Raw genomic sequence first — 17879 nt, forward strand, 5'->3', positions numbered from 1 at the left:
GCGTGGTACCGCATACCAAAAACTAAGCTGTCGGCACACCAACAGTACGGCATGTACGACCGGATACTGGTGCCGACAGACGGTTCGCCCAGCATGCAGTCAGTCGTCGACCACGCGCTGGACCTCGCAAGCGTCCACGACGCGGAGCTCCACGGGCTCTACGTCATCGACACGGGCAGTTTCGCGACGCTTCCGGTCGAGACGACGTGGGAGGGTGTCACCGAACTGCTCGAAGAGGAGGGGGAGGCGGCGGTGGCGGAGTTCGAGGAAATGGTCGGCGACAGGTCCGTCGAGACCGCCGTCAGGGACGGCAACCCCAGCAGGGAGATCGTCGCGTACACCGAAGAGCGGGGCTGTGATAGCATCGTCATGGGAACCCACGGTCGCGGCGGTATCGACAGGCTGTTGCTCGGGAGCGTCGCCGAACGCGTCGTCCGCGCCTCACCGGTACCGGTGGTGACCGTCCCGGTCAGCGAGCCGGACCGGCAGGTCGAACCGGTCGAGTCATAGCGGCCGGAGGTGGTCGCAGTCGCCGGCCGCGACGGTGACGCGCTCCTCGCCGGTGTCGACCACGAGCGACCCCGGATACTCGATGTCGACGGCCTCACCGGTGACCGTCCCCTGGGACGTGTCGATACGGACCGCCCGACCGAGCGTCGTCGAGTAGTCGCGCCACGAGTCGAGAACGGCGTCGGGGTCGCTCCCGACGGTGTCGAACGCCTCCAGGAGCCGCTGGGTGAACCGCCGACGGTCCACCGGTTCGCCGCGGACCGCCGACAGGCTGGTCGGGGCCGTTTCGGCCGGGATGTCGTCGGGGTCGACGTTCGCGTTGACGCCGATACCGACGACGACCCAGGACACCCGGTCGGCCTCGCCCTCCATCTCGGTGAGGATGCCGACGAGCTTTCGCTCCTCGCCGTCGACCTCGACGAGCACGTCGTTTGGCCACTTGATGACCGCCTCGACGCCCGCCTCGCGGGCGGCCCGCGTCGCAGCGACGGCGGCCGCGAGCGTGAACACCGGCGTCCCAGCCATCGGCACGTCGGGCCGGAACAGGACCGAGAGCCAGATACCGCCACTGGGGGAGTGCCACTCGCGGTCCAGCCGTCCGCGCCCGCCCGTCTGCTCGTCGGCGAGGACGACCACGTCCGTCGTCCCCTCGCCCGCGAGGTCACGGGCCCGCGCGTTGGTGCTCGGAATCGCGTCGTGGTACTCGACGTCGAAGGGCGCGTCGAGGCCGTACTCTACCGCCGGGCCGCCGAAGTCGGGAACGCCGGAGAGCGTGTACCCGTCGTCGTCGCTCGCGATGGTGAACCCGGCCTCACGGAGGGCTTCGACGTGTTTCCAGACGGCGGCCCGGGAGACGTCGAGAGCCGAGGCGAGGTCGGGCCCGGAGACAGGCCCGTCGGCGATCGCAGCCAGCACCCGCTCGCGTGTCTCGTGCATAGGACCCGGTTCGCCCGGGAACGTAAAAAAGCGCCCGTCAGTGTTCGACCCGTCGGACGAGCGACTCGGTGGTGCCGTCGGTCGTCCCCAGTTCGGCGCCGTTCAGCCCCCGGACGCCGATTGCGACGACGTAGTCGCCCTCGTGTTCGACTTTCGCGACGCTGACCACCACGTCGTCGGTCTCGCCATCGTCTCGGACGGTCGCGTTGAAGACCCGTACGTCGGCCTCTTTCCCGACCATCGTCATCTGCCGGGTCTCCCGTTCCTCGACGTTACTCAGATTACCGAACTGGTCGAACTGGTCCGAGAACTCCGTCAAGAGGTCCCGCTGTGACCAGTCGGCGACCGGGTTCAGCTCCTGACCGGCCAGCCGGACCTGCGGCGAACTGACGACGACGAACGCCGCCCCGGGCGTGCCGTCGGCGCTCCGGTTGAGGTAGGCCGTCTCCCAGTTCGAGACGGTCACCTCCCGCTCTTGCTCGGCGGCCTCGGCGGACCGAGAGACGTTCTGCCACTCGCTGGTGTTGTGCGTGAATCCGACCTCCGCTGCGTCCGTGACGTTCGCTTCCGCCGCGACGAAAGCGGTCTCCTCTTCCAACAGCAGTTGCGTACAGCCGGCCACCGTCAACAGCACCCCGACCGCGACGACGGCACCGACCCGTCTGAGTCTCATTGCGGGGAGTAGGAGAGACGTTTATTATAGGGTTTGTGACCTGTTACGTACCATATCTAACCCGGATTCCAACGGGCGTGATGGCCGCGAAAATACCGAAAAACGCGTGTGTCGGTCGAGCCGCGTGGTTCGCTGCGGTCAGTGTTCCACGCGAGTGAACAGGTCGCCGACGGCCGCGGCGCTGGCCGCGTCCTCACTGTCGTAGACACCGAACGCGAGCACGTAGTCGCCCTCGTGTTCGACCGTCGTGACGCGGATGGCGACCTGGCGCGTCTCGTTGTCGCCCTCGTCGACAGTGGCGTTGAACCGGGTCACCGGCGTGTCGGTACCGAGCATCGTCTCGTTCTCGCTGCCCGCCTCCGTGAGGTTCTCGATTTCACCGTACTCGTTCAGTTCGCCGCTGAACTGCCGGATTATCTTCTCGTCGCTCCACTCACCGACCGGGTTCCGGGGCTCCCCCGCGACGGTGACCGTCGGGGTGCTGACGACGGCGAAGGCGGCACGGGGCGTGCCGTCGGACACGCTCTCGTTGAAGTAGACGTTGGCGATGCTCGACACCGTCACTTCTCGTTCCTGTCCGGCTGCTTCGTAGGTCCGCGTCTCGTTTATCCACGTGGTCTTGTTCTGCTCGAAGCCCGCCGACTCGTGGTCGGCGACCGTGGCCTCACTCGCCACGAAGGTCGCTCCAGTACCGAACAAGGCGCCCAGACAACCGGACAGCAAAACCACGAGCCCGACCGCCAGAACGGCGCTAACACGGTTTTTACGCATGATATTACATGAATATACCGAGGTATAGTGTTTCCGGCCGAAACTGGAAATAACCTCAGTCGGACCCGATAACAAAGAGCAGATCGCCCATGTCGACCGAGTCGCCCTCACCGATAGCGACGTCGTTGACCACGCCGCCCCGCTCGGCGACGATGTCGTTTTCCATCTTCATCGCCTCCAGCACGCACAGCACGTCGCCGGCCTCGATCTCGTCGCCCTCGTCGACGGTCACCTCCAGGATAGTGCCCTGCATCTCCGCGGTGACCTCCTGCCCCTCGGCGCTGGAACCCCCGCCGCTGCCGCCGCCGGACCCGCCACCACCGGCCTGGGGTCGCTGCGGACCGGTCCCGCCGCTGGTGTCTACGTCACCGACATCGATGGGCGGGGCACCGTGCTCTTCGAGGTCGACGTCGAAGCGCTTCCCGTTTACCTCGACTGTGAACTCCCGCTCGACGACCTCAGCTTCGCCCTCCTCGCTGGGTTCGGTCTCCGTGCCCCACTTCTCCTGTGCGGCCTCGATGCGCTCCTGTTCCAGCGTCTCGTCCAGATATTTCGTCGTATGCGTGGAGTTGACGAACTGCTCGTCGGTGAGCATCAGCCGGTGGAACGGGATGACCGTCGGGAACCCCTCGACCTCGAACTCGGCCAGCGCGCGCTTCCCGCGGGCGATGACCTCGTCCCGGTCGTTGCCGGAGACGATGAGCTTCGCGATCATCGAGTCGTAGTCGGTGACGAGCTCGTCGCCCTGTCGGAGCGCGTCGTCCATCCGGACACCGGGACCGCCCGGCGGGTCGTACACGTCCAGTTCGCCACTCTGTGCCGGCGCGAAGTCCTTCGCGGCGTTCTCGGCGTTGATACGGAACTCCATCGCGTGGCCTTCGATTTCGACGTCGTCTTGCTCGAACGAGAGGTTCTCGTCCTGTGCGACCCGAATCTGCCACTTGACGATGTCGATACCCGTGATCTGCTCGGTGACGCAGTGCTCGACCTGGATGCGTGTGTTCACTTCGAGGAAGTAGAAGTTCGCGTCGGGCCCGAGCACCTCGTCGGGCCCGCGCTCGGGGTCCTCCTCGACGAGGAACTCGACGGTGCCGGCGTTGTAGTAGTCGGCCGCTCGCACCCCGCGACGGGCGGCCTCGCCGATTTTCTCGCGGAGTTCGTCCGACAGCGCCGCCGACGGCCCCTCTTCGATGACCTTCTGGTGGCGTCGTTGCAGCGAGCAGTCACGCTCGCCCAGATGACGGACGTTGCCGTCGTGGTCCGCGATAATCTGGACCTCGATGTGGCGCGGGTTCTCCAGATAGCGTTCGAGATAGACGGAGTCGTTCGAGAAGTATGCCTCGCCCTCTCGTTTGGCCGATTCCAGCTGTTCCTCGGCCTCCTCCGGGCTGTGGACGATTTTCATCCCGCGGCCGCCGCCGCCGCCCTCGGCTTTGATGGCGACGGGGAACCCGTTCGACTCCCCGAACTCGACGACGGCCTCGGCTTCCTCGACCGGGTCGGTGGTCCCGGGGACGATGGGCACGTTGGCGTCCTGCATGATGTTGCGGGCTTTCGTCTTCTCGCCCAGCTTCTCCATGGCGTCGCCGGCGGGGCCGATCCAGGTGAGTCCGTCGGCGTCCTCGACCTTGCGGGCGAAGTCGGCGTTCTCGGCGAGGAAGCCGTAGCCGGGGTGGATAGCGTCGGCGTCGGCCTGCTGGGCAGTCGCGATTATCCCGTCCTGGTCGAGATACGAGTCGGCCGCTCGGGCCGGCCCGACGTTGTACGCCTCGTCCGCGTACCGCACGTGACCGGAGTGTTTGTCCGCCTCAGAGTAGACCGCGACTGTCCCGATGCCCAACTCGTCGCACGCGCGCATGACGCGAACCGCGATCTCACCGCGGTTGGCAACGAGCACCTTATCAAACATACTCGGTCATACCGAGACTCACCTCATAAAACTAGGCGGAACCACGCCCCTCGAAGGCAGTTCTCGGCGGGAACGAGCCGCCGCTACAGCGGGATGTTGCCGTGTTTCCGGTCGGGCTGGTCTTTCCGTTTACCCCGCAGCAACTCGAGGTCCGAGATGAGCCGCGGACGGGTGTCCTGTGGCTCCAGCACGTCGTCGACGAACCCGCGCTCGGCGGCGGTGTAGGGGTTGGCGAAGGCGTCGCGGTACTCGTCGATGAGCTGCTGGCGACGCTGTTCGACGTCCTCGGCCTCGACCAGTTCGTCGCTGTAGAGGACGTTCACCGCGCCCTGGGGCCCCATCACCGCTATCTCGGCCATCGGCCAGGCGTAGTTGACGTCCGCGCCGATATGTTTCGAGGCCATCACGTCGTAGGCGCCGCCGTAGGCCTTGCGCGTGATGACCGTCAGCAGCGGCACCGTCGCCTCGCTGTAGGCGTACAGCAGCTTCGCGCCGTGCGTGATGATGCCGTTGCGTTCCTGGTCCTTGCCGGGCATGAACCCGGGCACGTCGACGAAGGTGACGATGGGGATGTTGAACGCGTCACAGAAGCGGACGAAGCGTGCGCCCTTGCGGGAGGCGTCGATGTCCAGCGTGCCGGCGTTGACTCTGGGTTGGTTGCCGACGACGCCGACCGAGTGACCGTCCAGCCGCGCGAAGCCGGTAACGATGTTGCGGGCGAACCCTTCGGCCACCTCGAAAAACGAGTCCTCGTCGAGGACGCTGCCGATAACCTCGGTCATGTCGTACGGCTTCTGCGGGGCGTCGGGCACCGTGTCGACGAGCCCCTCGTCGCGGCGCTCGGGGTCGTCCCAGGGCTCCACCCGGGGCGGGTCGGCGACGTTGTTCGGCGGGAGGTACGAGAGCAGGTAGCGGATGTCGTCCAGCGCGTCTTTCTCGTCTGCGGTGGTGAAGTGAGCGACGCCGGATTCTGTGGCGTGGGTGTTCGCCCCGCCCAGTTCGTCGAAGCCGACCTCCTCGCCGGTGACCGTCTCGATGACGTCCGGCCCGGTGATGAACATGTGGCTGGTCTCCTCAACCATGTAGACGAAGTCCGTGATAGCCGGCGAGTACACCGCGCCGCCGGCACACGGTCCCATGATGGCCGATATCTGCGGGACGACGCCGCTGGCCTGTTGGTTCCGGTGGAAGATGTCGGCGTAGCCCGCCAGCGAGTCGATACCCTCTTGGATGCGCGCGCCGGCCGAGTCGTTGAGGCCGATGATGGGCGACCCGTTCTCGATGGCCTTGTCCATCACCTTGCAGACTTTCTCGGCGAACGCCTCCCCGAGAGACCCGCCGAAGACGGTGAAATCGTGGGCGAAGACGTAGACCCGCTCGCCGTTGACTTTGCCGTAGCCGACGACGACGCCGTCGCCGGGGACGTGTTTCTCCTCCATGTCGAAGTTGGTCGAGCGGTGCTCTCGCAGCGCGTCGATTTCCACGAAACTGCCGTCGTCGAGGAAGTAGTCGATGCGCTCACGGGCGGTGAGTTTCCCCTTCTCGTGTTGGGCCTCGACGCGCTCCTCGCCGCCGCCGCGCTCTGCGGCCGCCTTGCGCTCGCGGAGGTCCTCGACGCGGTCCTCGTGGCTCATCTGGTGTCACCGGTCCGGGACCAGAACATACCGGTGCGTGGGGGCCGGGTGAGAAAAGCGTTGCCCGGAGAGGGGGTCGCCGTGCAGGCCACGCTGGCGGCTCGAACTTTTATATCCCAGTAGATAGAGAGTGAACCAATCGTGCAACCGCCGTTCACTCACCGTTCACTCGTCGTCCTGCTCGCGCTGCTCGCCCTCGGCGCCGGCTGTCAGGCCCCGCCGTCCGGTCCGACGACCGAGACCGAGCCGGGCACGCCCGCGAACGGGGCGTCAGTACCCCAGTCGTTCCTCGACAGCCACGAACCGACGGTTCGGGTTGCGGGCAGCGCGACCGTCAATCGCACCACCCTCATCACACGGCCCGTTGCGAACGGAACCGAGTCGGAAACGCTGACCCAGACCACGCTGCTGCGGGTAGCGTTCGAGCGCGGGCGGGCCTTCGAGCGCCTCGACCCCCTGGGCGGTGACGGCATCGTCCGCTACCGAACCGAGAACGGAACGACGTACGAGCGGTACGCTGGCGGCGAGCTGTACTACGGCCCGCAGCGAAGTCAGCCGATAAACGAGAGCGAGGCGCTCACCCCGATGCTGGTGGCCGACTCGGCGCTCGAACGGCGCGGACCCGGAACGGTCGACGGTGTCAGCGGAACGGTGTACGTCGTCACGTCCTTTTCGGCCCTCGGCGAAGGCGTCTACGACAGCGTCGACCCGGAAACGGTGACCGCGTTCAACGCGACCTACGTCGTCGACGAGCGCGGCTACGTGGCCTACCAGCGGCTGCGCTTCACCGTCGAGCGCGAGAGCGGGACCCTGACGGTCACCGAGTCGGTCCGGACGAGCGAGGTCGGGTCCACGTCGGTCGAGCCGCCGGCGTGGCTCGACGAGGCGAGAGCCCAGGCGGCGGCACGCGAGTAGGCTGCCCCATCGTCCCCACCCCCGGTCTTACCGACGAGTCGTTGCACAAACCGTCGAAGTTTTGAGCGCCTCGCTCCTCACACCGTCCGTGAAGAACATCACGGCAACGCTGCACAACCCGTTTGGCTTCGAGCCGCCGTGTGAGCCGTTCGTTCCGGGGTACGGCGACGCGAACGCGGACTTCCACGTCATCGGCGACAACCCACGGGTCCACGGCGGCAGCGAGTCGGGCATCCCGTTTACCGGGACCCCGGCCGCCGAGCGACTCCAGCGAGCGCTCGTGGCGGGCGGCCTCCTCTCCGAGTCCGGCACGCCGCCGACTGTCGAGAAGACGTACCTCTCGTATCTGTTCCTCTGTGGGGACCGCGACCCGACCGAGGACGACTACGCCGACCACGAGCCCCTCTTCGATACGGAGGTACGGGCGATCACCTCCCACGTCCTCCTTCCGGTCGGCGAACGGGCGACCAGACACGTCTTCGCGAACATGACCGCCGAGCGCGCCGACGACGTGGAGATGGAGACGCTCCACGCGACGGAGGTCCGTGGCAGCGGCTGGCTCGTCTACCCCATCAAGGAACCCGCCGAGTGGACCGACGACGACGAGGAGGCGCTGGTGGCCGCCCTGACGGCGTTACTGGCGACGGACTACCGCCAGGAGGCGGAGCTCGGTCGGTTCCTCCCCGGCGACGACGTCTGGCGGGTTCGGTGACTACTCGCCGAGCGAGTCGAGCGTCAGCGGCTCGGACCGCCCGCGGTAGTGTTCGTACCGCCGTTCGGCCCACTCCATGACCGCGGGGTTCGCGGTGTCGACCGAGGCCTGTACCACCCCGCGGTCGTCCCGCACCAGGAGGTTCACGACGTCGTCGGCGATAGTGACGGCCAGCGGTATCTCGCCGTCGTACACCCTGATACCCGCCGATTCGGCGGCGACGACGGTCCGGAGCCGCTCCCTGAGCCCGTCGTCCGCGGTCAGCGAGTCGACCGCCCCGCGCGTGAGCACCGCCTCGAACGCCTGCTCGCCGAGTCGGTCCGCGACGACGGAGAGACTCTGGTCGTTGAGCGCGTGGGAGAACGCCGTCACGGAGTCGGCTTCCCGCAGGAGCGCCAGCAGCCGCTGGAGCGGCGCGTTGGGTCGTGTCTCCGTCGGCGTGACGATGTTCGCGTCGGCGAGCGAGCGGAAGTCGAACTCCATCGCCTCTGTCGGGAGGTAGGTGACGACGCTGCGAAGCTCGCGTTCTGCGGCCATCACGTCGAGCAGGTCCCGGAACCCCTCGGCGACCAGCCGGCCCGTCGCCGTCGCGGCGTAGCCGCCCGCGGTTCGGGTCACCCAGTCGCGCTCCTCGAAGTCACCGAGTATCCGGCCGAGCGTGGCCTGAGAGGCGCCGGTCGCTTCGGCCAGTTCGGACCGACTGTGGCCCCCTTCGGCGAGGCGTTCCAGAACCGTGACCCGGTTCGGCGAGAGCGCGAGGAACTCGATTTCCGCCAGCGTCTCCTCCATACCGGCCGCTGGCCCGCCGAACACAAACAGCTTTCGTGTCGTGAAAGGTTTGCACACCGTGAAATCCAGCGGTAGCCAGTGAGTTCTCGGCCGACGTGTAAGAATTTCTGAACGGGTCTATAGGTATCCGCCTACTACCCGAGTGTACGATGGAACAGTCGCCCACTTCCGGTTTCCTCCACTTCTGTCGCGGCCTCGCGGCGCTGCCCGGGGAGGTAGTATAGTATTGGTATCACGTAAGCCCCTCCTGCTCGGTCTGGTCGTGAGTGTCCTCTTTGGCGGGACCTTCGTGGCGACGAAGGCCGGCCTGGCCCACTTCCCGCCGTTGCTGTTCGTTGCGCTGCGGTACGACGTCGCAGCGGTGGTGCTGGGGGCCTACGTACTGGTGACGCGCAGCGGGTCGGAACTCGTCCCGCGGACCCGCGGCGACGTGGCCGGCATCCTCGCGACCGGGCTCGTCGCGCTCGGCCTGACCAACGCCCTGCTGTTCGTCGGCCAGGCCGACGCCACCAGCGCCGTCGGTGCTATCCTCTTCAGCCTCAACCCCATCTTGACGCCGGTCTTCGCGGCCCTCCTGCTCGCCGACGAACGGCTGTCCACCCGGGGGGCGGTCGGTCTGGCCGTCGGACTCGTCGGCGTCGCGCTGGTCGTCGACCCCGACCCGGCGATGTTCGCGAGCGGCGGCCTCGGCAAGCTGCTCCTCTTTGGCGGCGCAGTCACCGGTGCGCTGGGGAGCGTCCTCGTGCGCCGGAGCGACGGGACGCTCGACAGCACCGTCCGCACCGCCTGGGGGCTGCCGGTCGGCGCGGCGCTCTCTCACGCCCTCAGCCTGGGCGCGGGCGAGTCAGTCGCGACGGTGCAGTGGGGTCTCCCGGCGTTGCTCGCGCTCGGCTACGTCGGTGTCTTCGCCGGGGCCATCGCCTACGTGGCCTACTTCGGCCTGCTCGACGCCGCCGGGGCGACGCAGGCGAACTTGGTCTTCTACGTCGTCCCGGTAGTCTCGACGCTCGGTGGCTGGGCGCTGCTCGGCGAGACCGTCTCACCGCTCGCCGGCGTCGGCTTCCTCGTCGTGTTCGCCGGCTTCGCGATACTCGGGAGCGAGTCGTTCTCCAACCCGTTTTCGGGCGGTCCGGGCCGGAGACAGACGGGCCACGTCGACGCCGATTAGTCAGCCGGGCGAACCTTCTTAGTATTGGCCAGTGAACATACTGCCATGGACTGCAGAGTTGTCGTCGAGGCCGCTGTCCCGGTCTACGACGTGGGGACGGCCGACGAGGCCGTCCGAATCGCCATCTCGAAGACTGGCGAGATGCTCAATCCGGACCTGAACTACGTCGAGATAAACATGGGCGAACGCCACTGCCCGCACTGCGACGAGACGCTCGAACCGGCCTTCATCGCGGCCGACGAGAGCCTCGTGGCGCTCGAACTGGAGATGACGGTGTTCAACGTCGAACGCGACGAACACGCCTCCCGTATCGCCCGCAAGGAGATCGGTCAGCGCCTCACTAACATCCCGCTCGACATCGTGGAGATAGAGCAACTCCCCGAAGAGGACGAGGAGACGACGGAGGACGAGGAGGCGGAGGAAGACGAAATCCTCCCGGAGTTCGAGGACCTCATCGACGAGTGAGAACGCTATCGCTACGGGGGTCGCTAGTGGAGTAGGAGAAATCGAGTGTCAGTCCGCGGCGGCAGAAACCGGCTCTTTCTCGTCGGCGGTCATCTCAGAGGTGATGCCCTTCGCGATAGCGAAGACGGCGGCCTTGTGGTCCGTCTTCGACTTGTGAATCGATGTCGGTTTGACACCGAGTTCCGCGTATTCGTCGTGTTCCACTTCGGAACCCGACTCCGCTTCGTAGTGGTTCTGTACTTGTGCAAGCAGGCCGTGAAGGTGAATAAGCTCCTGCTTCTTCATGGTCACCCCAAGCTAGAAACCGAGGGGTTATAGTACTACCCTGATGGTAGTTAACACACATCCCCAACATGATAGAACGTGAGGAACAGCGCCGGTATCCACCGAAATCGATACCCGACAGGGAAACCCCTCTGTCGTTGAAAGGTTTTTCGTGGCTGGCCGACGACGGTCCGATATGGACTACGACGACATGCTCGACAGAGCAGCGAGTGAAACGTCCGACGTGACCGGCACGGACGAACGGCTCACTGTTCCCGACCCCGACGTGCGACAGGAGGGGAACGTCACCGTCGTCGAGAACTTCCAGACGCTGTGTAACCGCCTCGACCGCACGCCGGACCACCTCCTGCAGTTCCTCCAGCGGGAGGTCGGCACCAGCGGACACATCGACGAGAGCGGCCGAGCCCGGATAACCGGTTCCTTCGACGCGGCCCGCATCGGCGACGCCATCGAGAGTTACATCGAGGGGTTCGTGCGCTGCCCTGAATGCGGGCTGCCCGATACGCGACTGGAGACGGAGGGCGACGTGACGCTGTTGCGCTGTGAGGCCTGTGGGGCGCGGTCCGGCACCGGTGGCGACCGCTAGGCGGTTACTGGAGCCCTTTCAGCGTCCGCAGGTCGTGGTCCGTGCGCGTGAACTCGGCGAGCCGTCGGCTCGCGTGGCAGTTCGGACAGTCATAAACGGTTTCGTGGCCGGGGAGGTCGCTAGGTGTCGATTCCCAGTCTTTCGAGCAGTCGGGGCAGAGCAGTCGCACATACGCTTCTTCCATGTGTGACGTTAACACGCACCGGCAGTGTCAAAAAGTTTCCGTCGCCGCTCAGGCCGGAACGTCCTCGGCTTCGAGGAGTTCCTTGTAGCGGTTGCGGATGGTGACCTCGGAGATGCTGGCCACGTCGCTGACCTCGCTCTGGGTCACCTTGTCGTTGGTGAGGAGGGCGGCCGCGTACACCGCGGCGGCGGCGAGCCCGACGGGCGATTTGCCCGAGAGCAGTCCGCCCTTGCGGGCGCGCTCGATGAGTTCGCGGGCCCGGCGTTCGGTCTCGTCGGTCAGCTCCAGGTCCGAGACGAACCGGGGCAGATACTGCTCGGGGTCGGCGGGCTGGACTTCGAGGTTGAGCTCGCGGACGATGTAGCGGTACGTCCGAGTAAGCTCCATCTTATCGACCCGGGAGACCACGGCCATCTCGTCGAGGCTCCGGGGACTGCCGGCCATCCGGGCGGATGCGTACAGCGCCGACGTCGCCACGCCCTCGATGGAGCGGCCCGGGAGCAGGTCGTCGCCCAGCGCCCGTCGGTAGATGACGCTGGCCGTCTCGCGGACGTTCTGGGGCAGGCCCAGCGCGGAGGCCATGCGGTCTATCTCGCCCAGGGCCTGCTTGAGGTTGCGCTCCTTGGAGTCCCGCGTCCGGAACCGCTCGTTCCACGTGCGCAGGCGCTGTATCTTCTGGCGCTGCTCGCTGGACAGGGAGCGCCCGTAGGCGTCCTTGTTCTGCCAGCCGATGTTGGTCGAGAGGCCCTTGTCGTGCATCATGTTCGTCGTCGGAGCGCCTACCCGCGATTTGCGGTCGCGCTCCGCCGAGTCGAACGCGCGCCACTCGGGGCCGCGGTCGATGCTGTCCTCCTCGATGACGAGTCCGCAGTCCTTACAGACCGTCTCGCCGTGTTCCGTGTCCGTCGCGACGTTGCCGCCACACTCCGGACACACGTCCTGCTTTTCGGTCGTCTCCTCGGTGACTTCCTCCTCGTTCTGTGTTCGTTCCCTCGTGTTGCTGCGTACTGGTGATTCACTCATGATGGTGGGGACCGTCTTGCCTTATCCGTAATGTTCAAACCGCACTTACCGCCTTGCTCTTACGTTTAGTTAGTCCGAAAAACATATAAAGGTTCCGGTGGTCGTGGTACCGAATCGCACTGCGGGCGACCGGTCGGTCTCGGGCTACTGCTGGCTGCGAGCGGCCAGCAGTGCCGCGGCGACGACAGCCAGTAGCGCGACTATAACGGTGAAGCCGGGACCGGAGCCGCCGGTCGTGTTCACGTCGGTGCCCTCGGTCATCGATTCGGCGGTCATCTGTTCGCCGGTCATCTGCTCGCCGGTCATCTGTTCCTCACCCATGTCCTGGTCCATGTCGCCGTCGTCCATCGTCTGGACGGTCACGGACGCGGAGGCCACGACGGGCGCCCCGCCAGCGACGTAGGGGCCGTCTGCGCTCCCCTCGCTCTCGGGGAAGCTGTAGCTCTCGTCACCGTCGGTGTCGCGGTGGGCCATCGGGACGAGGGTCGTCTCCTCGCTGATGGGCTGGTCGAGCGTGACAGTGACGTTCTCGTGGGTGCCCGGGCCGAGGTACATCGACGTGCCCCGGATGCTCTCGAAGACCGCGCCCTCGGTGACGGAGGCGTCGTGCACCGTCACGAAGCCGCCGTCCTGAAGCGTGACCGAATCGACGGTCACCGACTCGCCGTCGGTGGTCTGGGACTCGAAGCCGAGGCTCGCGGGGATGGTGACGCTAGCTGCGTCGACGACGGGATCACCGGTGGCCGTGTACGGGCCGTCGGCGCCGCCCTCGCTCTCGACGAAGGTGTAGCTCTCGTCGCCGTCACTGTCCACGTGCGGCATCGCGATGAGCGTCTGCCCGCTGGTGAGTCGCTCGTCGAGCGTCACGCTGACGTTCTCGTGGACGCCCGCGTCGAGGTAGTCGGAGTGGCCGACGACGCTGTCGAAGACGGCGCCGTCGTTCAGCGTCGCGTCGTGGACGGCCACGAAGCCGCCCTCGCTCACGTCGACCCGGTCGATGACGACGGTCGTGCCGTCGCTGGACTGGTCGGCGATGCTGACCGACGCCGACACCGTCACGTTCGCCGCGTCGGTGACGATACCGGCGCTGTTCGTGTAGGGACCGTCGGCGCCCCCGCTGCTCTCGACGAAGGTGTAGCTCTCGTCCCCGTCGGTGTCCATGTGCGGCATCGCGATGAGCGACGTGTCGTTCGTCACAGCGCTGTCGAGCGTGACCCGCACGTCAGTGTGGTAGCCGGGTTCGAGGTACATCGAGGTGCCCCGAACGCTGTCGAAGGTGTCGCCGTCGTCGAGCGAACTGTCGTGAATCGTGACGAAGCCGCCCTCGGGGACGAACACCGAGTCGACCGTCACCGCGTTGCCGCCGGTGACCTGGTCGGACATGGTCGCCGTCGCGGTGTCGGTGACCGTCACCGCGGCCGTGTCGACGACGGGATCCTCACCAGCGGTGTAGGGACCGTCGGCGCCGCCTTCGCTCGTATCGAAGGTGTAGGTCTCGTCGCCGTCGGTGTCGCGGTGGGCCATCGGGACCAGCGTGGTGTTCTCGGTCACGGAGTCGTCGAGTTCGACGCGCACGTCCTCGTGGACGCCGGCTTCGAGGTACGTCGAGGTGCCGCGGATGCTCTCGAAGACGGCCCCTTCGGTGACGGAGGCGTCGTGCACCGTCACGAAGCCGCCCTCGCTCAGGACGACGCGGTCGACGACGACGCTGTCGCCGGTGGTCGGCTGGTCGGCCATCGAGACGGAGGCCGACACCGACACCGCGGCGCTGTCGACGACGGCGCCGCCGTCAGCGGTGTAGGGGCCGTCGGTCTGACCGTTCGAGGCGACGAACTCGTAGGTTCGGTCGCCGTCGGTCTCCTGGTGGGCCATCGCGGTGTAGGTGCCCGCGCTCGCCTCGTCGGTGAGCGTCACGGTGACGTTCTCGTACGTGCCCGGTTCGAGGTACTGCGAGGTGCCCGCGACGCTACCGAGGGCGTCGTCGCCGAGCGTCGCGTCGTGGACGGTGACGTAGCCGCCCTGGGGGAGCGTCACCGAGTCGACGGTGACGGTGTCGCCGCCGGTGGTCTGGTTCGCGAACGTGACACTGGCAGCGTCCCCCTGCTGTGCCCGTTCGGTACCGGTCTCGGCCGCGGTCACGCCGGCGAGGCCGGAGGTGACGACGGTGAGTGCGATCAGTGCTGTCAGGATTCGTTGTCCCATACATCCTCATGCTAACCACTATTTAAAGTGCATTTACCGAACTGAGGCCGGACTGTCACCCAATTTGCTCCCGATTTGCCAGCCAGTGCTCAGTTCGGGCCGACTGAACGGGTCGTCGAGTGGCGCCGCTGTGTGCGGCGGTCGGTACGGAATCCGTGTCGACACTCAGTCCCAGGTAATCCACGCCAGCACGACGAGCGCGACGGTCTCGAACCCGTGCAAGACGATCATCGCCTGCCACGCGGGGTCCGGCACGGAGGAGCTGAACCACGCGGTCAGCAGCGGATCGAGCGAGTAGAAGTACAGGGCGAAGGCGTTCTCGCCGAGCAACAGCCCGGCAAACAGGAGGAGTCCGAGCGTGTGTTTCGAGCGGAGGGTGTAGTAGTTCCGACCCCACACGTAGATGAGCACCCCTAACAGGAGGATGTTGAGGGTGACCGCCCCGCGTGCGAGGTCAATCCAGCCGACCATTGTGTCTCCGTTTCCCGCTTTCGCTCATATACTCTTTCCCAAATTCGACCATACTCACTCTGCTGCCTCCATAATCTGCTCGACCGTGTCCCAGTAGTTGCGCACGCGGTCCGTCGGCAGGTACACCGCGCCGTAGTCGTCGCCGCTGTCGGTGAGGATGTCGTTGTCCTCGAGCACTTCGAGGTGGTGCCGGACCGTCTTGTAGTCCAGTTCCAGCTCCTCGGCCAGTTTGTTGGCGTTCCGAGGCCTGTTGTCGAGCGCCCGCAGAATCCGGATACGGTTGGCTCCGCCCCGCGTACTCGTCAGGACGTACCACAACACGGCCTCCATCGTCGGTGGCAACTCGGGGTGGCTACGTAAGCCCACCGCCTTGGCCTGTGGAAATCGCGTGTTCCGGACCCGTTACTGCGTGAACAGGTGGCCCTCGGTCGGCACGTCGAACAGTCCGATACGTGCGCCCGCGTCCAGCCACGCGTGCCCGTAGGAGAACGACGCGAGCGCGTTGACGAGGTCGTCCTCGTCCCGGAAGTGGCGGCCGTCCTCCAGATACGCCGCGGCCATCTCCGCACAGTCTCCGGCGGCGTCGTGCATCGGCGTTCCCTCCGGCGGCGCGATGTCGGCGGCGTCGAGCGCTTCGGCGAGCAGTCCCTCGTAGCGGTCGGTCTTCTCGGTGATGTCGGCGGGCATACAGTGTGGCAACGAGGGACGCCGCCTAATACTGTCGGCTGTAATCACGTGGAAGATATCGCCACCCCGGGGTGACGGATATTTCCACGAAGTTACAGCCACCAGTATAAGCCTGTCGCCCCGCGGCGGTCGACGCCGTCAGCCGGAGTGACCGGCTTGGAGCACGACAGCGCAACCTACAAACCGTATCCTACCCAACCCGGACCCATGACAGACGACGTTATCGACCACCGACGACTCATCGTCGCGGGAACCGGTATCGCCGGACTCACAGCGGCCATCTACGCGGCACGGAGCAACAACGACCCCCTCGTGCTGGAGGGGGACGAACCGGGCGGCCAGCTCACGCTGACGAGCGAGGTCGAGAACTACCCCGGGTTCCCCGAGGGGCTGTCGGGACCGGACCTCATAAACAAGATGAAAGAGCAGGCCGCGCAGTTCGGCTCCGAACTCGAACACGGCGTCGTCGAGTCCGTCACGGGCGAGGAGCGCCCGTTCCGCGTCGAGCTCTCGAACGGCGACGTCTACACCTGTGACGCGTTCATCGCCGCCTCGGGCGCCAGCGCCCGCACGCTGGGCGTGCCCGGCGAGGACGAGCTGATGGGCTACGGCGTCTCGACGTGTGCGACCTGTGACGGCGCGTTCTTCCGCGGCGAGGACATGCTCGTCGTCGGCGGCGGTGACGCGGCCATGGAGGAGGCCCACTTCCTCACGAAGTTCGCCGACACCGTCTACATCGCCCACCGCCGCGAGGAGTTCCGCGCCGAGGACTACTGGATAGACAAAGTCCAGAAGAAAGTCGAGTCGGGCGAGATAGAGATCATGCGCAACACCGAGCTGCTGGAGATGCACGGCTCCCCCGAGGACGGCGTCGACCACGTCACGCTCGCGCGCAACGAGTCGGGCCACCCCAGCGAGAAGCTGGACGAGGACGAGACAGAGCAGTTCGACTTCGACGTGGGCGCGGTCTTTATCGCCATCGGCCACACGCCAAACACCGACTACCTCGAAGACACGGACGTGGAACTGGACGAGACCGGCTACATCGTCGCGAAGGGCGGCAAGGGCGGCGGCCAGACCGCGACGGACGTCGAGGGTATCTTCGGCGCCGGCGACGTGGTCGACTACCACTACCAGCAGGCCGTGACGGCGGCGGGGATGGGCTGCAAGGCCGCCATCGACGCCGACGAGTACCTCGAAGACCTGCCCGAAACCGAGGCGGAGTCGGAAGCCGCCGCCGAAGCCGACGACTGATACTGGGGTGGTATTTAGTTAAGCGTGAAAGGTGAGGCGGACGGATTTCGTGGTGTCCATGCCAGAAATCAGCCACCTCAGCGTTAGTAGCGGATTGATTGATTTGGATTTTGTGGAGCGCGAGCGGACACCCGAGCCTGCGATGGCGCTTGGTATTCAATCGCATGTTGCGGGGCTTTCGCTGTCGAATACCGTCGAATTACTCGATTCACTGGATGTCCAGCGCAGTCGGAAAGCAATCCCTGATTGGGTGCAGAAAGCCGATTTACGGCCCGAATCAGGAAAATCACCGAATCAGATCGCGCTCGACGAAACGGTGATTCGAATCAACAACGAATAATTCCGGCTGTACGCTGCTGCCGACACAGCGACGAACGAACTGCTTCACGTCCGGTTGTTTGCGACAACCACGACCGCTCCCACAGAAATGTTCCTCCGCGAACTTCGGCAAAAGCACGATGTCGAAACCGCCGTGTTTCTGGTTGATGGCTCTAAACACCCCCAAACTGCACTGCAACGAGCGGGGCTCTGATTTCAGACAGAACGCCACGGAAATCGAAACGTTGTCGAGCGAATTTCTCGAGAACTAAAACGACGAACTCCATCGTTTTCGAACTGCTTCAGCCATGTCGAACCGAAAACAGGCGGAAATTGGCTCCAGAGTTTCGCTCGCTGGCACAATGCTCCAAACTAAACACTACCCGC

General features: G+C 65.8%; 20 protein-coding genes and 1 pseudogene. 8 read left to right on the forward strand and 13 right to left on the reverse strand.

Annotated features, from left to right (window positions below; genetic code table 11):
• Window positions 1–51 precede the first annotated feature (51 nt).
• Window positions 52–510, forward strand: coding sequence for a universal stress protein (locus NDI56_RS06560; protein WP_310918637.1), 459 nt, complete (start codon window positions 52–54; stop codon window positions 508–510).
• Here the strand turns inward: NDI56_RS06560 and NDI56_RS06565 are convergent.
• From NDI56_RS06565 to NDI56_RS06585, 5 genes are all read right to left on the reverse strand, one after another.
• Complete coding sequence (locus NDI56_RS06565) at window positions 505–1446, reverse strand: biotin--[acetyl-CoA-carboxylase] ligase (protein WP_310918638.1); 942 nt, start codon at window positions 1444–1446, stop codon at window positions 505–507. The two genes, NDI56_RS06560 and NDI56_RS06565, sit on opposite strands and share 6 nt — an antisense overlap.
• 37 nt (window positions 1447–1483) lie before the next feature.
• Window positions 1484–2119 carry a DUF6517 family protein gene (locus NDI56_RS06570; protein WP_310918639.1) on the reverse strand — a complete coding sequence of 212 codons (636 nt, stop codon included), beginning with the start codon at window positions 2117–2119 and terminating at the stop codon, window positions 1484–1486.
• 138 nt (window positions 2120–2257) lie between these two features.
• Window positions 2258–2794 (reverse strand): DUF6517 family protein, encoded by a 537-nt coding sequence (locus NDI56_RS06575; RefSeq protein ID WP_310918640.1) that lies wholly within the window; start codon window positions 2792–2794, stop codon window positions 2258–2260.
• 151 nt (window positions 2795–2945) lie between these two features.
• Window positions 2946–4799 carry an acetyl-CoA carboxylase biotin carboxylase subunit gene (locus NDI56_RS06580; protein WP_310918641.1) on the reverse strand — a complete coding sequence of 618 codons (1854 nt, stop codon included), beginning with the start codon at window positions 4797–4799 and terminating at the stop codon, window positions 2946–2948.
• Window positions 4800–4882: 83 nt separating this feature from the next.
• Window positions 4883–6433 (reverse strand): acyl-CoA carboxylase subunit beta, encoded by a 1551-nt coding sequence (locus tag NDI56_RS06585; RefSeq protein WP_310918642.1) that lies wholly within the window; start codon window positions 6431–6433, stop codon window positions 4883–4885.
• Between the two features lie 141 nt (window positions 6434–6574).
• Between NDI56_RS06585 and NDI56_RS06590 the strand changes: the two genes are divergently transcribed.
• Both NDI56_RS06590 and NDI56_RS06595 read left to right on the forward strand, forming a co-directional pair.
• A complete protein-coding gene (locus tag NDI56_RS06590; RefSeq protein WP_310918643.1) occupies window positions 6575–7348 on the forward strand; it encodes a DUF7537 family lipoprotein in 774 nt (257 codons plus the stop codon).
• An 88-nt stretch (window positions 7349–7436) separates the two neighbouring features.
• A complete protein-coding gene (locus NDI56_RS06595) occupies window positions 7437–8060 on the forward strand; it encodes a uracil-DNA glycosylase family protein (RefSeq protein ID WP_310918644.1) in 624 nt (207 codons plus the stop codon).
• On the opposite strand, the gene NDI56_RS06600 is transcribed toward NDI56_RS06595, so the two are convergent.
• On the reverse strand, window positions 8061–8849 hold the full coding sequence (locus NDI56_RS06600; RefSeq protein WP_310918645.1) for a helix-turn-helix transcriptional regulator: 789 nt from the start codon (window positions 8847–8849) through the stop codon (window positions 8061–8063).
• A gap of 226 nt (window positions 8850–9075) precedes the next feature.
• Between NDI56_RS06600 and NDI56_RS06605 the strand changes: the two genes are divergently transcribed.
• Window positions 9076–10017 (forward strand): DMT family transporter, encoded by a 942-nt coding sequence (locus NDI56_RS06605; RefSeq protein WP_310918646.1) that lies wholly within the window; start codon window positions 9076–9078, stop codon window positions 10015–10017.
• A 45-nt stretch (window positions 10018–10062) separates the two neighbouring features.
• Entirely contained in the window at window positions 10063–10482 is a 420-nt protein-coding gene (locus tag NDI56_RS06610) for a DUF555 domain-containing protein (RefSeq protein WP_310918647.1), read from the forward strand.
• Window positions 10483–10530: 48 nt separating this feature from the next.
• Here NDI56_RS06610 and NDI56_RS06615 read toward each other — a convergent pair whose 3' ends face one another.
• Complete coding sequence (locus tag NDI56_RS06615) at window positions 10531–10767, reverse strand: UPF0058 family protein (RefSeq protein ID WP_310918648.1); 237 nt, start codon at window positions 10765–10767, stop codon at window positions 10531–10533.
• A 175-nt stretch (window positions 10768–10942) separates the two neighbouring features.
• On the opposite strand from NDI56_RS06615, the gene NDI56_RS06620 reads away from it, so the two are divergent.
• The gene (locus NDI56_RS06620) at window positions 10943–11353 is read left to right on the forward strand and encodes a translation initiation factor IF-2 subunit beta (RefSeq protein ID WP_310918649.1); all 411 of its coding nucleotides are present in this window, start codon (window positions 10943–10945) and stop codon (window positions 11351–11353) included.
• Window positions 11354–11357: 4 nt separating this feature from the next.
• On the opposite strand, the gene NDI56_RS06625 is transcribed toward NDI56_RS06620, so the two are convergent.
• The 6 genes from NDI56_RS06625 to NDI56_RS06650 all read right to left on the reverse strand — a co-directional run bounded on the left by NDI56_RS06625 (window position 11358) and on the right by NDI56_RS06650 (window position 15920).
• Complete coding sequence (locus NDI56_RS06625) at window positions 11358–11537, reverse strand: DUF7836 family putative zinc-binding protein (protein ID WP_310918650.1); 180 nt, start codon at window positions 11535–11537, stop codon at window positions 11358–11360.
• Between the two features lie 48 nt (window positions 11538–11585).
• Window positions 11586–12560 (reverse strand): transcription initiation factor IIB, encoded by a 975-nt coding sequence (locus tag NDI56_RS06630; RefSeq protein WP_310918651.1) that lies wholly within the window; start codon window positions 12558–12560, stop codon window positions 11586–11588.
• A 144-nt stretch (window positions 12561–12704) separates the two neighbouring features.
• Window positions 12705–14762 carry a DUF7282 domain-containing protein gene (locus NDI56_RS06635; protein ID WP_310918652.1) on the reverse strand — a complete coding sequence of 686 codons (2058 nt, stop codon included), beginning with the start codon at window positions 14760–14762 and terminating at the stop codon, window positions 12705–12707.
• A gap of 165 nt (window positions 14763–14927) precedes the next feature.
• Complete coding sequence (locus NDI56_RS06640) at window positions 14928–15233, reverse strand: DUF8036 family membrane protein (protein WP_310918653.1); 306 nt, start codon at window positions 15231–15233, stop codon at window positions 14928–14930.
• A gap of 54 nt (window positions 15234–15287) precedes the next feature.
• A complete protein-coding gene (locus NDI56_RS06645; RefSeq protein ID WP_310918654.1) occupies window positions 15288–15563 on the reverse strand; it encodes an ArsR/SmtB family transcription factor in 276 nt (91 codons plus the stop codon).
• Window positions 15564–15635: 72 nt separating this feature from the next.
• The gene (locus NDI56_RS06650; RefSeq protein ID WP_310918655.1) at window positions 15636–15920 is read right to left on the reverse strand and encodes a DUF357 domain-containing protein; all 285 of its coding nucleotides are present in this window, start codon (window positions 15918–15920) and stop codon (window positions 15636–15638) included.
• 207 nt (window positions 15921–16127) lie between these two features.
• Here NDI56_RS06650 and NDI56_RS06655 point away from each other — a divergent pair, with 207 nt between their 5' ends.
• A complete protein-coding gene (locus tag NDI56_RS06655) occupies window positions 16128–17174 on the forward strand; it encodes an NAD(P)/FAD-dependent oxidoreductase (RefSeq protein ID WP_310918656.1) in 1047 nt (348 codons plus the stop codon).
• Window positions 17175–17232: 58 nt separating this feature from the next.
• Window positions 17233–17868, forward strand: a pseudogene (locus NDI56_RS06660) (IS6 family transposase).
• The last annotated feature ends 11 nt before the right edge of the window (window positions 17869–17879 follow it).

Origin of the sequence: Halomicroarcula saliterrae, assembly GCF_031624395.1 — an archaeon.
GTDB lineage: Archaea > Halobacteriota > Halobacteria > Halobacteriales > Haloarculaceae > Haloarcula > Haloarcula saliterrae.

What these genes read in the sequence shown, in the direction of transcription:
- NDI56_RS06650 (WP_310918655.1), bottom strand. Translation starts at nt 15,920, where the DNA reads ATGCCCGCCGACATCACCGAGAAGACCGACCGCTACGAGGGACTGCTC.
- NDI56_RS06570 (WP_310918639.1), bottom strand. Translation starts at nt 2,119, where the DNA reads ATGAGACTCAGACGGGTCGGTGCCGTCGTCGCGGTCGGGGTGCTGTTG.
- NDI56_RS06585 (WP_310918642.1), bottom strand. Translation starts at nt 6,433, where the DNA reads ATGAGCCACGAGGACCGCGTCGAGGACCTCCGCGAGCGCAAGGCGGCC.
- NDI56_RS06635 (WP_310918652.1), bottom strand. Translation starts at nt 14,762, where the DNA reads ATGGGACAACGAATCCTGACAGCACTGATCGCACTCACCGTCGTCACC.
- NDI56_RS06580 (WP_310918641.1), bottom strand. Translation starts at nt 4,799, where the DNA reads ATGTTTGATAAGGTGCTCGTTGCCAACCGCGGTGAGATCGCGGTTCGC.
- NDI56_RS06610 (WP_310918647.1), top strand. Translation starts at nt 10,063, where the DNA reads ATGGACTGCAGAGTTGTCGTCGAGGCCGCTGTCCCGGTCTACGACGTG.
- NDI56_RS06655 (WP_310918656.1), top strand. Translation starts at nt 16,128, where the DNA reads ATGACAGACGACGTTATCGACCACCGACGACTCATCGTCGCGGGAACC.
- NDI56_RS06630 (WP_310918651.1), bottom strand. Translation starts at nt 12,560, where the DNA reads ATGAGTGAATCACCAGTACGCAGCAACACGAGGGAACGAACACAGAAC.
- NDI56_RS06565 (WP_310918638.1), bottom strand. Translation starts at nt 1,446, where the DNA reads ATGCACGAGACACGCGAGCGGGTGCTGGCTGCGATCGCCGACGGGCCT.
- NDI56_RS06645 (WP_310918654.1), bottom strand. Translation starts at nt 15,563, where the DNA reads ATGGAGGCCGTGTTGTGGTACGTCCTGACGAGTACGCGGGGCGGAGCC.
- NDI56_RS06560 (WP_310918637.1), top strand. Translation starts at nt 52, where the DNA reads ATGTACGACCGGATACTGGTGCCGACAGACGGTTCGCCCAGCATGCAG.
- NDI56_RS06640 (WP_310918653.1), bottom strand. Translation starts at nt 15,233, where the DNA reads ATGGTCGGCTGGATTGACCTCGCACGCGGGGCGGTCACCCTCAACATC.
- NDI56_RS06600 (WP_310918645.1), bottom strand. Translation starts at nt 8,849, where the DNA reads ATGGAGGAGACGCTGGCGGAAATCGAGTTCCTCGCGCTCTCGCCGAAC.
- NDI56_RS06625 (WP_310918650.1), bottom strand. Translation starts at nt 11,537, where the DNA reads ATGGAAGAAGCGTATGTGCGACTGCTCTGCCCCGACTGCTCGAAAGAC.
- NDI56_RS06615 (WP_310918648.1), bottom strand. Translation starts at nt 10,767, where the DNA reads ATGAAGAAGCAGGAGCTTATTCACCTTCACGGCCTGCTTGCACAAGTA.
- NDI56_RS06620 (WP_310918649.1), top strand. Translation starts at nt 10,943, where the DNA reads ATGGACTACGACGACATGCTCGACAGAGCAGCGAGTGAAACGTCCGAC.